Source organism: Streptococcus parasuis (assembly GCF_021654455.1).
Classification (GTDB): domain Bacteria; phylum Bacillota; class Bacilli; order Lactobacillales; family Streptococcaceae; genus Streptococcus; species Streptococcus parasuis.
This window is the reverse complement of record NZ_AP024276.1, coordinates 103468-117272: the sequence shown is the minus strand read 5'-3', so window position 1 is coordinate 117272 and position 13805 is coordinate 103468. Positions and strand designations below refer to the sequence as shown.

At 42.4% G+C, this 13805-nt stretch carries 10 protein-coding genes; 1 reads left to right on the top strand and 9 read right to left on the bottom strand.

Annotation, left to right across the window (positions count from 1 at the left end; all coding sequences use genetic code 11):
* Positions 1-9: 9 nt before the first annotated feature.
* From L6410_RS00630 to L6410_RS00620, 3 genes are read right to left on the bottom strand one after another with little or no spacing between them, the layout of a single operon-like run.
* Positions 10-1116 carry a DUF871 domain-containing protein gene (locus L6410_RS00630; protein ID WP_237396599.1) on the bottom strand — a complete coding sequence of 369 codons (1107 nt, stop codon included), beginning with the start codon at positions 1114-1116 and terminating at the stop codon, positions 10-12.
* Positions 1117-1125: 9 nt separating this feature from the next.
* Positions 1126-2526, bottom strand: coding sequence for a glycoside hydrolase family 1 protein (locus L6410_RS00625; RefSeq protein WP_237395591.1), 1401 nt, complete (start codon positions 2524-2526; stop codon positions 1126-1128).
* On the bottom strand, positions 2523-3881 hold the full coding sequence (locus L6410_RS00620) for a 6-phospho-beta-glucosidase (protein WP_237395590.1): 1359 nt from the start codon (positions 3879-3881) through the stop codon (positions 2523-2525). The genes L6410_RS00625 and L6410_RS00620 overlap by 4 nt, the downstream gene beginning before the upstream one ends.
* A 307-nt stretch (positions 3882-4188) precedes the next feature.
* Here L6410_RS00620 and L6410_RS00615 point away from each other — a divergent pair, with 307 nt between their 5' ends.
* Positions 4189-5445, top strand: coding sequence for an ISL3 family transposase (locus L6410_RS00615; RefSeq protein WP_237395183.1), 1257 nt, complete (start codon positions 4189-4191; stop codon positions 5443-5445).
* Positions 5446-5575: 130 nt separating this feature from the next.
* Here the strand turns inward: L6410_RS00615 and leuS are convergent, their stop codons facing one another.
* From leuS to L6410_RS00585, 6 genes are all read right to left on the bottom strand, one after another.
* Positions 5576-8077, bottom strand: a complete 2502-nt coding sequence (leuS, locus tag L6410_RS00610; RefSeq protein ID WP_237395589.1) for a leucine--tRNA ligase — start codon at positions 8075-8077, stop codon at positions 5576-5578.
* 141 nt (positions 8078-8218) lie between these two features.
* The gene (locus L6410_RS00605) at positions 8219-9061 is read right to left on the bottom strand and encodes a patatin-like phospholipase family protein (protein WP_024396722.1); all 843 of its coding nucleotides are present in this window, start codon (positions 9059-9061) and stop codon (positions 8219-8221) included.
* A gap of 222 nt (positions 9062-9283) precedes the next feature.
* Positions 9284-11176 (bottom strand): M13 family metallopeptidase, encoded by a 1893-nt coding sequence (locus tag L6410_RS00600; protein ID WP_237395588.1) that lies wholly within the window; start codon positions 11174-11176, stop codon positions 9284-9286.
* Between the two features lie 55 nt (positions 11177-11231).
* Positions 11232-12071, bottom strand: coding sequence for a metal ABC transporter permease (locus L6410_RS00595; RefSeq protein ID WP_024396724.1), 840 nt, complete (start codon positions 12069-12071; stop codon positions 11232-11234).
* Positions 12064-12924 (bottom strand): metal ABC transporter permease, encoded by an 861-nt coding sequence (locus tag L6410_RS00590; protein ID WP_024396725.1) that lies wholly within the window; start codon positions 12922-12924, stop codon positions 12064-12066. Before L6410_RS00590 ends, L6410_RS00595 begins: the two co-directional genes overlap by 8 nt.
* Positions 12917-13687 carry a metal ABC transporter ATP-binding protein gene (locus L6410_RS00585; RefSeq protein ID WP_024396726.1) on the bottom strand — a complete coding sequence of 257 codons (771 nt, stop codon included), beginning with the start codon at positions 13685-13687 and terminating at the stop codon, positions 12917-12919. Before L6410_RS00585 ends, L6410_RS00590 begins: the two co-directional genes overlap by 8 nt.
* Positions 13688-13805: the final 118 nt, after the last annotated feature.

Here is a 13805-nt window from a genome sequence, read left to right as displayed (position 1 = left end):
TCCGCATCATTAATGAAAGTGCTCGGAAGCTATGACCAGTTTAAACTCTTGCCACGGTTTAATAAAGCGTAACAAGGGAAGATAGTCTGGGCTGATTCGTCCGACCTTATTTACCTTTGGACTGATGGTAAATTCTTTGAGTGCAATTTGCAATTCACCCTTGTAGCGACCATATAAATCATTATCAATTAAGATATCCCCTCGTCCCACAGGAATTGCTTGGTCTGACCGAGCCGGTACCGATGCGTCCTTATACACCACACGGGGCATGGTTGAACGCAGAACATAAGCAGAAATATCACCTCTATAAACATGATCAAACGCTACAATCTCTCTTTCAACGGGAGTCAACCCCTCCTCAATATCAACCATGAGGCTGATTGTATCTTCATTTAAAACTGTTTGAATGGATTGTAGTTCCTCCTCCGAGATAAATTGGTTTGAAATCAAAATAGAATCAATAAAACCCGTTGCCTTCATCCAAGCAATTTGCAAGGGAAGAGGCCAGAATCGATGATCTTCTAAAGTTGGTAGACCTTCAGATAATGGCCACGGCCCCTCAGAAGCTGTTTGTGCACTGACAAATGCCGCAGTTCTTATACCGGATTGATGATAAAAAGATGACATCTCTAAGAAGTGCTCTTCGGATAAACCTGTAAAAGCATGAGGATAAAAATTATGGCAGGCAATAATATTATCCCTGTTTGCAACACTAGCCAAAAGATTGGACAGCAAGGTCCTATCTGTACTCAAATTCAATTCAACTTTTATGTTGTGTGGATTATGTGTCATCTCAATGATTTCTTCCAAAGGAAGAGCTTCATCAAGACGAATCCCAGCCACCCCCAGTTCAGCTGCACGCTCCATCAATGCCCCATCCCAACCTTGCGCTACGATAAAATGGGGACTGATATCTGCAATGACAGTCATCCCTAATTGATTTGCATAGTCAATTAGTCTTTGATACAATTCGAAAACTGTTCGGTCTCCATTTTCAAGTTGCAACAAACTCATAAATAGGCGACTTGCTCCGTATTGGTGCAGAAGTTTAATGTAAGCTTGACTCTCTTCTAGCGAATAGTTTTCAGGATAAATTGAAAAGCCCAGTTCCACCATCATTCCCTCCTAGCGATGAAAACCATTAGCATCGCTCAATTTTTTGAACCACTTGCCTGATTTCTTAACAATTCTTTCTTGCGTGTCTAGATCCAGTTCAACTAACCCATAGCGATTCTTGTATGCATTTAACCAAGACCAGCAATCAATAAAGGTCCATAACATGTATCCTTTACAATTCGCCCCTTCTTGGATAGCTCGATGTAATTCAATTAAATGATCTTCGATAAATTCAATCCGGTAATCATCTTGAATGAGTCCATTGTCTTTAAATGCGCTCTCTCCTTCAACTCCCATACCATTTTCTGTTACAAACCATTCGATATTATGGTAATTTTCCTTAATATTTATCGCAATATCATATATCCCTTTTTCATAAATCTCCCAACCTCTATGCGGATTCATTTTTTTACCTGGCATATCATATGGGGCAAAAAAATGTTCCGGAGTAAGAGGCTCTCCCTCTTTCCAACTATTGGTTGGAGCTTGTACCCGAAGGGGTTGATAATAATTCACCCCTAGGAAGTCCACACGATTTTCCTTAATAATGGCTAATTCCTCATCACTGACCTCTGGCATTAGCCCATATGCATCAATCAGCTCGACTAATTCATCGGGATATTCTCCTAACACAGACGGATCTAGAAAGCTCTTTGTTTGAAACAATTCTGCAATTCGAGCTGCTTTTATATCCTCTGCTTGCTCACTACGAGGGTAGGCTGGAGTTAGATTCAAGACAATAGCGATTTTTTTGTGAGGATTTACCTCATGGCATGCCTTTACAGCTAAAGAACTTGCCAACTGTGTATGATAAGCCACCGCAACTGCCGCTTTTACATCAACCTTACATGGATAATGATAATTTCCTAGATAACCACACTCTACTGGAACAATCGGCTCATTAAAGGTAATCCAACGATCGACTAAGTCATCAAACAATTCAAAACATGTACGTGCATATGCTTCATAGGCTCGAACAATTTCCTTATTTTCCCAACCACCTTTTTCTTGTAAACAATAGGGAAGATCAAAGTGATAAAGATTGACAAAGAGCTGAATTCCCTTTGCTCTTACCAAAGAAAAAACCGAACGATAGAAGGACACCGCCTCTTGATTAATTTCTCCAGTACCTGTTGGTATGAGACGCGACCATTGAATGGAAGTCCGAAATACAGTGTGCCCAGTTTCAACTAATAGATCAATATCTTTTTCATAATGTTTGTAAAATGTTGATGTTTGACTAGGGCCAATTTTGTTATGAAATCGTTCAGGCTCAATACTATACCAATAATCCCAGTTGTTCTGTCCTTTTCCATCACCTGGCTCGATTCCTTCACTTTGAGGTCCTGATGTAGAAGAACCCCACAAAAAATTTGTTGGAAATTGATAAAATACCTTGTCTTTAGTCATTGATTGTTCCTTCTCTCTTTTATGTGCTGTATAACTGGTGCGAATTGTGGCAAATAATTCTCATGTGCAAGTAACATATCTTGTAATAGCGCTTCAGCTTGTGGTCCGTTTGAAATAAGCGGGTTGAGTGTAAAAGCTTGTAAAGCCAGTGAATAATCACCTGTCATTGCTGCCTGAACAGTGACAAGCTCCATTTGCTTCATCAGTTGTAAATAGCCGGTTACAATCGGCGGAGTTGGTGGACAAGCTAGTGGTGTTGCTCCTTGCGCAGAGATAATCGAGGTGACTTCTACCACACAATTTTCAGGTAGATAGGGAATAACTCCTCTATTTACAGTAGATACGGTCAATTCTTCTCTACTATCATTATGGATAGCACAAATGATTTGACAGGCAACATCACTATAGTAGGCACCCCCACGTAGTTCCAGTTGTTTTGGTTTGTCTTTCAATTGTGGGTCTTTGTAAAGCTCAAACAATTCTGTCTCTACTTCTTGAACAACCTTGGCTCGTACATTACCCTGACGATACTGTTCCAAAGCATCCTCTAACATTTCTTGTTCCAAAAAATAATAACGATGGTAATCACATGGCAACATTCCAATCGTCCGAAGCAATTGAATAGGAAACTCTATATTGGTAATATTTTTGACTGCTTCTGGCGTCTCCTCTCTCAAATCCCCATACAATGTTTCTAAGACTACTTGCGTACGATTTTCCCCATACTTATCCCAAACTTCATGAAAGTGAAAATGATTTAACCCAATATGGCGCGTACTTAGGTCTCCTTCTGATTGGCCTAAAATCCGAGCAGCAAGTTTCTTTTGACCAATAGGGATATTACACAGACCAATAACTTTCTTCCAGTGGAGTTCATTAGCAATGGCTTCCGTTACGATACCAGCAGGATTCGTAAAATTAATCAACCAAGCATTCGGACACAAGTCCTTCATATCCTTGATAATCCCTTTATATGCTTCAATGGTCCTAAAAGCTTTAAAGATTCCTCCAGCCCCATTGGTCTCTTGCCCCAGCATCCTATAACTCAAGGGAATGGTCTCATCTAAGTATCTTGCAGGTAGTTGGCCAACTCGGAACTGAGACGTTACAAAATCAGCCTCTATCAATGCTTCTCTTCTGTCTAAGGTCGACTCTATCTTCCAGTCCAGGCCTGCTCTTTCGACCATTCGCCGTGCTAACTCAACTACGATCTCCTGTTTTTTTGCGCCTTGTTCAACATCAACAAACCACCATTCTCGAATGGGTAATTGATGTGCACGAAGAATCATACCTTCAACCAATTCGGGTGTGTAACTTGAACCGCCACCAATTGTCACTAATTTAAGAGTTTTCAATACACTTTCCCTCCCTCATCTTCTTTTATATTCTTATTATATTTCAGTGCACATCGATTGTAAACGGATACACAGACCCTCTTTTTCCGTATCACAACGGAAATTAAGACAACAGGATCATTCTATAAAATACAAAAACGACCTCCAATACGGAAGTCGGTTCTTGTTATTTACATTTATTTGGCTCTATAATTTCTGTAGTGGGTAAAACCACCGTGGAGATTATGGAGCCTTTTTGAGTATAGAAAAAAAGTCCCATATGACCTATAATGAAAAGTGCTCAAACTATCATTTTAGAAAGACTCATATGGAACAACTAAATCTTATCACAAATTTTCTCAGAATTAAAGACAAAAATATCACTATCACTGATGAATATGATATGGGAACTCACTTAGAACTCCACGGTTACTTGGATTACATGGCTCCTAAATGCCCAAAATGCAAGGGACAAATGGCTAAGTACGACTACCAGAAAGCATCAAAAATTCCCTACCTAGAAACCGCTGGTTATCCACTCCTTATCCGCCTTAAAAAGCGTCGTTTCAAGTGTAAAGAATGTGGGAAAATGGCGGTCGCTGAAACTCCTCTTGTTAAGAAAAACCATCAAATATCTGTCGCTGTTAACCAGAAAATTGCCCAATTACTCATCGAAAATCAAGCAATGACACATATCGCACACAGGCTAGCTATCTCAACATCATCAGTTATGAGAAAGCTCAATGAGTTCAAGTTTGAAACGGATTGGAATACCCTACCTGAGGTGATGAGTTGGGACGAGTATGCCTTCAAGAAGGGGAAAATGAGCTTCATCGCTCAAGATTTCAACTCCCTAAATGTCATCGCCATTCTCGACGGAAGAACTCAAGCAACCATCCGAAACCACTTTCTACGCTATCCTAGAAAGGTTAGAAATCAGGTCAAAGTGATTACCATGGATATGTTTAGTCCCTATTATCAACTTGCTAAACAGCTTTTTCCGAATGCAAAAATCGTACTAGACCGCTTTCATATTGTTCAACACCTTAGCCGGGCTATGAACCGTGTCCGTATTCAAATTATGAATCAATTCGACAGAACATCGCAGGAATACCGAGTCTTGAAACGCTACTGGAAATTGATACAACAAGATAGCCGTAAACTCAGCGATAAACGATTTTATCGCCCTATGTTTCGAATGCATTTGACTAACAAGGAAATCCTAGAAAAACTCCTGTCTTTCTCCAAGGAACTACGACAGCACTATGAACTCTATCAATTGCTCTTATTCCATTTCCAAGAGAAGAACTCAGACCATTTCTTTGACCTCATCGAACAGGAAGTAGCCACTGTTAATCTTATTTTTCAGACGGTATTTAAGACATTTCTAAAGGATAAAGACAAGGTTTTAAACGCCATGGAATTGCCTTATTCCAACGCCAAACTGGAAGCTACCAATAATCTCATCAAAGTCATTAAAAGAAATGCCTTTGGTTTCAGGAACTTTGAAAATTTTAAAAAACGGATTTTGATTGCTTTGAACATAAAGAAAGAGAGAACGAAGTTCGTCCTCTCTAGGTGTTAGCTTTTCATCTACCCACTACAGTTGACAAAGAGCCATTTATTTTACTACGATATTAACAAGTTTAGTTGGCTCCAACAGTCTGCGGATAGACTGTTGGAGGTTGGAGATAAACAAACAAACGAGGCAATCGTTACTTGATAACGATATTAACCAATTTGTTTACAACCGTAATCACCTTCACCACTGTTTGCCCAGCGATTTCAGCTTGGACTTTTTCGTCTGCAAGGGCAACTTTTTCAAGTTCAGCTTGTGCTAAGTCTTTGGCTACAGTCAAGCGAGCTTTTACTTTACCCTTGATTTGGACAACGATTTCCACTTCGCTTTCTACCAGCTTACTTTCGTCATATGTTGGCCAAGCGACATATGAGATAGACTCAGCTGACTTAGTCAAACCTTGCCATAACTCTTCTGCCAAGTGTGGTGCAAATGGGGCGATCAATTGGACAAAGCCTTTGGCGTATTCGACATAGAGCTTGTCTTCTTTGTTGGCCGCATTGACAAAAATCATGAGCTGAGCGATAGCCGTGTTGAATTTCAGGTCTTCAATATGCTCTGTCACCGTCTTCACAGTTTCATTGTAAACTTTATCAAGCGCTCCGCTATTTTCCGCCACAAGCTCCTTGGTTGTCAAGAGGCGATAAACACGGTCAAGGAACTTACGGCTACCTTCAAGACCTTCTTCTGACCAAGCGATTGACGCATCAAGTGGGCCCATGAACATTTCATAAACGCGAAGGGTGTCCGCACCGAATTGCTCGACCACATCATCTGGATTGACCACGTTTTTAAGAGACTTAGACATCTTAGCAGGTGCCTGCTCCAACTCTTCACCAGTTTCGATGTTGAAGAAGGAACCCTCACGTTTTTCCACCTTATCTGTCGCTACAAGGGCCCCACGGCTGTCGCGGTAGCTAGTTCCCAAAATCATCCCTTGGTTAAAGAGTTTTTGGAATGGCTCTTTGGTCGGTACAACGCCAAGGTCATAGAGGAACTTGTGCCAGAAGCGAGCATAAAGCAGGTGAAGGACTGCATGCTCGGCACCACCGATGTAGATGTCCACTGGCAACCAAGCTTTGAGAAGCTCCTCGTCTGCCAATTTCTCATCGTTGTGTGGGTCGATATAGCGGAGGTAGTACCAGCTAGAACCCGCCCATTGTGGCATAGTGTTGGTTTCACGGCGACCTTTGACGCCGTCTTCACGTGTCACCTCTAACCAGTCTGTCAAGTTAGCAAGTGGTGATTCACCTGTACCTGAAGGCTTGATGTCTGAGGTTTTTGGCAATACCAGAGGTAACTCATTTTCAGGTACTGCTGTGGAAGTGCCGTCTTCCCAGTGGATGATTGGAATTGGCTCACCCCAATAACGCTGACGGCTGAAGAGCCAGTCACGGAGGCGGTAGGAAATTTTCTCCTGACCGACACCATTTTCTTCCAACCAAGCAACCATTTTAGCAATGGCCTCTTCCTTATTCAGACCATCTAGGAAGTCTGAATTAATGTGAAGACCATCTTCTGTGTAAGGTGCTTCTTCTACATTACCACCTTCCAAAACCGGAATGATGTCCAAACCAAACTGTTTGGCAAATTCCCAGTCACGCTCATCGTGGGCAGGAACAGCCATAATAGCACCTGTTCCGTAGCTCACAAGCACGTAGTCTGAAATCCAGATCGGAATTTCACGACCATTGACTGGGTTAATAGCATAGGCACCTGTCCAAACACCTGTCTTGTCTTTAGCAAGGTCTGTACGAGCAAGGTCTGATTTAAGAGAAGCTTGGCGTTTATACTCTGCCACAGCTTCTGCCTGCTCAGGCGATGTAATGGTATCAACCAAGTCATGCTCAGGGGCAAGAACAGCATAAGTCGCACCAAAGAGGGTATCTGGACGAGTTGTGAAAACGGTGAAGTCCTTGTCTGTGTCCTTGATCTTGAAGGTCACATTGGCACCAGTTGACTTGCCAATCCAGTTGCGTTGCATATCCTTGATCGACTCTGGCCAATCAACATCTTCCAAGTCATTGAGCAGACGTTCTGCATAGGCAGTGATTTTCAACATCCATTGACGCATTGGCTTGCGGACAACTGGATAGCCACCACGCTCAGATGTTCCGTCAGGAAGGACCTCTTCGTTGGCGATAGCTGTTCCCAATTCTTCTACCCAGTTTACAGGCACTTCTGCCTCGTAGGCCAGGCCTTTTTCATACAACTTAGTGAAAATCCACTGAGTCCACTTGTAGTAGTTAGGATCTGTTGTATTAACCTCACGGTCCCAGTCGTAAGAAAAGCCAAGGGCGTTAATCTGACGCTTGAAGTTGGCAATGTTTTCTGCTGTAAAGTCAGCTGGGTCATTTCCCGTATCCATAGCGTATTGCTCCGCTGGAAGACCAAAGGCATCCCACCCCATTGGGTGAAGGACGTTGTAGCCTTGGGCACGCTTGTAACGGCTGAGAATGTCCGTCGCCGTATAGCCCTCAGGGTGACCAACGTGCAAGCCTGCACCAGACGGATAAGGGAACATGTCTAGGGCATAAAAGTTTGGCTTATCTGCATCTGTTCCCGTTTTAAATGTGTGATTTTTTGCCCAAAATTCCTGCCATTTGGGCTCGATTTCCTTGTGATTGTAGAAGCTCATATCATTTCTCCATGTCAATAAATTATCTTTACTATTATATCACGAAATAAGGAAAGAAAAAAGGTAGAAATAAACGCAAACTACTGGGTATCCAGAGGAAAAAAACAAAAATAATGTTGTTTTTTTTACATCAATCGATCATCATTTCTCCAAGTATTCCTTTACATCCTCAATCGCTCCCATCCCATCTTGTAATCCAGCCTGGTAAATTTCTTCAAATTTTTCTGGATTCTTCTCTAAACGGCCAATTTGTAAAGCTTGATGAGGACGGATAACATAAATCTGGCCTTCATTTTCTAGCTGGATGATTTTTTCGACAGTTTGATTATAATGTTGATACCGTTTTGATGCGACAGATACAAATTTAGGATACTTTCCATAAAACATACGGTAAATCCGTCCGCTTGAAGCCTTTTTACGATAAGTAATTGGCTGCGTCAAGATAACAATGAGTTTGTCAAAGCCAAGACTTTTGGCAAATTCAACAGGAATAGAATCTGATAATCCACCATCTAAGTATTTTTTACCATCAACTTCGACAATTTTTGAAACGAGAGGCAATGCTGAACTGGCGCGCAACAATTCCATTTGCTCAAAGACATGATCAATTTTGTAATATTCTGGCTGACCGGTTTCAATATTGGTCACCGTCACATAGAACGGAACTCCTGACTGCGCAAAAGAATCTTGATCAAACCTATCTAACTCCATTGGTACCTTGTAATATGTAAAGTCTTTGTTGACCATATTTCCTGTTGTCAACCAGGATCTCAATCCCATATAATGCTTATCTTTAATAAAACGCTTATTATAGCGAATCGCTCTGCCTCTTTGTTTGGAAAGGAAATTAACGCCAAAAAGTGCTCCTGCGGAAACTGAAACCACCCCATCAACATGAATATCAGCATCTAAAAAAGCATCTAGAACACCCGCAGTATAAAGGCCTCGCATACCCCCACCTTCTAAAACTAGACCAACTTTCATCTGTAGCACCTCCTAAAATTACCTTCTATTGTAGCAAAAAATCCCGTCGAAACGAGATTTTTGCTATATGATATTCAATGAAACTGAACATCCGATCGGGTAATGCAGGAACAGCTTGGGATCTGTTCTTTTTCTATTTCAAGGGAATTAGCTGAAAAGAACCACTAGACCCTTTTACTTAGCAAATCGAATTACCAAGGTTCGATGTTGAGTGTTACAATGTTACCAAATAATCACACGGTCTTCTTTAGCACGCCACATGCCGTCGCCTTCTTGAACGCCAAAGGTTTCATGGAATTCATCGAAGTTTGGCAACTGGATGTTGGTACGCAGGTGACCTGGTGCATGGACATCCACACTTGCCAACATCTGCATGAACTCAGGACGGGCCTTCATTCGCCAGATACGAGCAAAGTTGGTGAAGAATTCCTCAGCGGAGAAGTCTTCTTCTGACTTGGCTGCTTCCAAGGCTGCTGCAATCCCACCAAGGTCGGCAATATTTTCTGACACAGTCAACTTACCATTGATTTTGGCACCATAAGAATCCTGACCTTCAAACTGGTCAATGACCTGCTGGGTACGAGCTTCAAAAGCTGCATAGTCTTCTTCTGTCCACCAGTTATTGAGACTACCATACTCATCAAAGGAGGCCCCGTTTGAGTCAAAGGCATGGGAAATCTCGTGGGCAATGACAGCACCAATACCGCCGTAGTTAGCTGATGAAGACTGCTCCAGAGAGTAGAAAGGCGCCTGCAAAATGGCTGCTGGAAAGACAATCAAGTTTTTCTGTGGGTTATAGTAGGCATTGACCATGTGAGCTGGCATGCCCCATTCCTTAATATCCACAGGCTTGTTCCACTTGCTCCAACTATGGGCAATGTCAATCTTGTTTAGTTCGATAGCATTTTCCACCAAGGACTTGCTTGGGTCAATAATCTTCTTATAATAACGCTCTGGCAAGGCATCTGGGTAACCAATGTAAGGCTTGATAACATTGAGTTTGACAATAGCTTTGTCACGCGTTTCCTGAGCCAACCAGTCTGCAGTTTCCAAACGAGACTTGTAGACCTCAATCATCTTGGCAACTTTTGCTTCCACATCGGCCTTGGCTTCTGGCGAGAATTTTTCTCCAGCGTACCAAAGACCGAGGGCTTGGTCAAAGTAGCCTTGTGCCAGATTGTAGGCTGCTTTTTCTTGGTTTTGAGCCTGCGGTGTACCAGAAAGGGCACGGCTATAGGCTCCTGCTAGAATACGAATTTCATCCGACAGAAAGGCTGTATAAGCTCCTGCCGCTTTCAAAATCAAGGTCGCCTTCAAAAGCTCCCAATTATCCGCACTGTAAATGTCCTTAGCTGCTTGCCAGAAACGTTCCTCTGGAACGATAATCTTGTCTGGTGTTTGCCCCAAAATCGCTGTGAAGAAATCATCCAAAGGCAACTCTGGTACTAAGGCAGTAAAATCTGCCCACTCGTACGGGTGGTAAAGTTTGGCGTACTCAGAACCTTCTTCATTTGACAAGACATACTTGGCAACCTTGGCATCCAGTTCCAAACGTTTGTCCAGAAGGTCCTTGATCTCTTCATCTGAAAAACCAAACTTAGGTAAGAGGGCCTCTTGACTCTCTCTCCACGTTTTTAGCAATTCTGCTCCTTTTTCATGACCTTCTTCATAGTAGGTCGTATCTGGTAAGATAATACCTAATGAATCTGCCCAAAGAACATTTATTGTCGCATCCATAAAGTCAGGTGCCACATAAAAAGGCATGAGGTTTGGCTTGCCGGCCAACTCAAACTCTGCCAACTTGCTGGTAAATTCTTCGAAAGAGTTAAGAGCCTTGTACTCCGCAATCAAGGCCTGAGCAGGCTCCGCTCCCAAACGGTCACGGGTTTCATAGTCGGCTGCTTGTTTGTGGAAAGCCACGAAGTTTTGCAAAACGCTATCTTCTGGGACATTCTCCCCTGTCAACCAAGCATTTGTCGTATCAATCATGAGCTTTTCAATCTCGTCCGCCAAATCAGAAAAGCCACCTGTTCTTGGCTTATCGTCTGGAATCACGGCTGTTTTTGCCCATTCACCATTGACGTATTCGTAAAAATCATCTTGTAAACGTGTCATTGATTTTCTCCTTTGTCTTTCTTAATGACTATAATAACAAAAAATTCTGACAATTTCACTTATCAGATGACCGTGACCAAGTATTTTTCAGAATAATACTCGAGCAAACCACAAGAAGGCTGACAACGGCACAGGTTCCTGACATGGTTAAATCCAGTTGATTGGCCACTAAAAAACCAAGCACAACCGTTAGAATAGCGATACCTTGCCCTAAAAGAAGCAATTGCCAAAAGGATTTGACCCAACGTAGGGCAGCCATACTTGGTGCCACCAAGAAAACAATAACAGTCATCGAGCCAATCGCTTCAAAGGCCAGAACAGTAGTTAAGGAAACTAGAATCAAAATGACCATTTCTAACATCCTTGTTCGTAAGCCAGACAAACGAGCATGGTTGCTGTCAAATAGATACACTTGCAAACGATGGTAAGCCCAAGCCAAAAATAGAACAATAACCAACCAAGCCAAACTTGACTTGACCAGACTAACAGGGAGTGACGAGGCTAGAACATCCATACGATGGAGCGGAGCAAAAAGTACTTCCCCCTGCAAAACCATATCCACATCCAAATGAACATTGCGAGCAAAAAGAGAAATAAGCAAAACCGCCACCGCAAAAAAGAAAGAAAAAACCAGACCTGTTGCGGCATCATGCGCTATCTTTCGACTATGCAGACGGTCAATGGCAAGAACCGATAATAACCCAAACAGACTGGCACCAATTATTAGCAATGGCGAATCCAAACTATGACTAATAAAAAATCCCAGAACAATCCCAAGCAAGACAGAATGTGAGAGAGCATCTGCCAGCATCGATTGATTTTTTACAACCAATATCGAGCCGAGCAAGCCACAAGAACTAGCAATAACCATCAAAATGAGCAATACTTCAAACACGACCATTCTCCTTTCTGACATAGGTAACATACACGAATGCAGACAGGGTCAGACCTGTCAGACAGACGATAATAGTCGGTCCGGTCGACAAACCAGATACACTAGAGCTAATCCAGGTCCCTACGAAAGCCGACCCAATTGCAACGATTCCTGCCAGTAACAGACTCTTGTGATACGTTTTTCCCAGCATTAAGCCAAAGACAGCTGGTGCAATCAAAAAACTACTCATCAAAATAGCCCCGACTAACTTTAATCCTACTGCAATTAGGCAAATCATCAAAAACATCGTCAACTGCTGTAAGTACTTTACACGAACACCAATAACCCTTGCAAAAGTTTGATCAAACAGATACAGCTTATAGTCTTGATAAAAGAAAGCAAACAATACCAAAGCCAATAGGGAAATGAGTCCGATGAGTATCACATCATCCAGCTGAATAAAGGCTGCCTGTCCAAATAGATAGGTTTGCAATCCAGCTTGGGAAGCCCCTGCAAAGGCTTCATTTCCCTGAATAGCATTTTTCAAGACCATTCCCAAACCAAAGAAAGAAGCAGATACCAATGAAAGGGCATTGACTAGACTGTGACCACCTTTTCGACACAGCCAATGGACAAGTGCATAAGAAAGGTAGCCTGACAACACTGCTCCTAACAGCAAGTAGAGAGGATGTCGCGACTGAAAAATCATGAAAGAGACAATCACTCCAGGATAAGAAGCATGCCCAAGAGCATCCCCAAGCAAGCTCTGTTTAGTAAGAACAGATATACTTCCGATAGTACTGGCTGCCCCAGCTAGGCTAACGGTCCCTAAAGCGACTGTCCAGAAAGAATACTCTTTGAAAACCTCAAACATGACTGCCTCCTTTGGCATTTCCTAGAAACAGCCCATTTCCTATACCGTAGGTCGCCTGATAATTCTCACTTGTCAAAGTCTCATCCATCGGACCAGAATCAATCACATGCTTATGAAGCCAGACAAGGTGATCAAAGTAGGCATCCAGCGTCGTTAAGTCATGATGAATGACAATGGAAGTTTTCCCTTCACATTGGAACTCCTTGAGCATATCCATGATCATGATTTCTGTTGCCTGATCAATCCCTGCCAGAGGTTCATCCATAAGGTACAATTCTGCTTCCTGTGCCAGGGCTCTCGCTAAAAATACCCGCTGACGCTGCCCACCTGAAAGCTGATCAATCTGACGATGGCGTAAATCCGCAATTTTTAACCGTTCTAGAGCCTGCTCAACAATCTGTCTATCAGCTTTAGTCGGTCTTCTAAACATCCCCTTACTATGAGCAAAGCGTCCCATCAGAACAATTTCAAAAACTGTTGCAGGAAATTGCCAGTTTACTTGACTGGATTGGGGAATATAGGCTACTTTTTGAGCAATCAACCTCTCTAGACCTGCCTCCTGACCAAGCAAGCGAACCTGTCCTGTGATAGGTTTTTCCAACCCCAAAATGACCTTGAATAGACTGGACTTCCCAGCACCATTTGGTCCAACAATAGCCGTCCGACTCCCTTTGGGAATCACCAAATTGACATCTTCTAAAGCCATGGTCTGGCTGGCTGTATATGCTAAATTGACATCTTTTAATTCAATGATTGCTGACATATTTCCCCCCTTTGTTCTACCATCCATTCTACATTTGTAGGCGTAGTCAAATATTTTACTTTGCTATTTAAATATGATTTTCAAACCATAGCTCCAATAGATATCATACAGTTTCCGT

Coding starts and splice junctions, on each gene's coding strand:
- L6410_RS00630 (WP_237396599.1), bottom strand. CDS start 1,116: ATGGTGGAACTGGGCTTTTCAATTTATCCTGAAAACTATTCGCTAGAA.
- L6410_RS00600 (WP_237395588.1), bottom strand. CDS start 11,176: ATGACACGTTTACAAGATGATTTTTACGAATACGTCAATGGTGAATGG.
- L6410_RS00590 (WP_024396725.1), bottom strand. CDS start 12,924: ATGTTTGAGGTTTTCAAAGAGTATTCTTTCTGGACAGTCGCTTTAGGG.
- L6410_RS00585 (WP_024396726.1), bottom strand. CDS start 13,687: ATGTCAGCAATCATTGAATTAAAAGATGTCAATTTAGCATATACAGCC.
- L6410_RS00615 (WP_237395183.1), top strand. CDS start 4,189: ATGGAACAACTAAATCTTATCACAAATTTTCTCAGAATTAAAGACAAA.
- leuS (WP_237395589.1), bottom strand. CDS start 8,077: ATGAGCTTCTACAATCACAAGGAAATCGAGCCCAAATGGCAGGAATTT.
- L6410_RS00605 (WP_024396722.1), bottom strand. CDS start 9,061: ATGAAAGTTGGTCTAGTTTTAGAAGGTGGGGGTATGCGAGGCCTTTAT.
- L6410_RS00625 (WP_237395591.1), bottom strand. CDS start 2,526: ATGACTAAAGACAAGGTATTTTATCAATTTCCAACAAATTTTTTGTGG.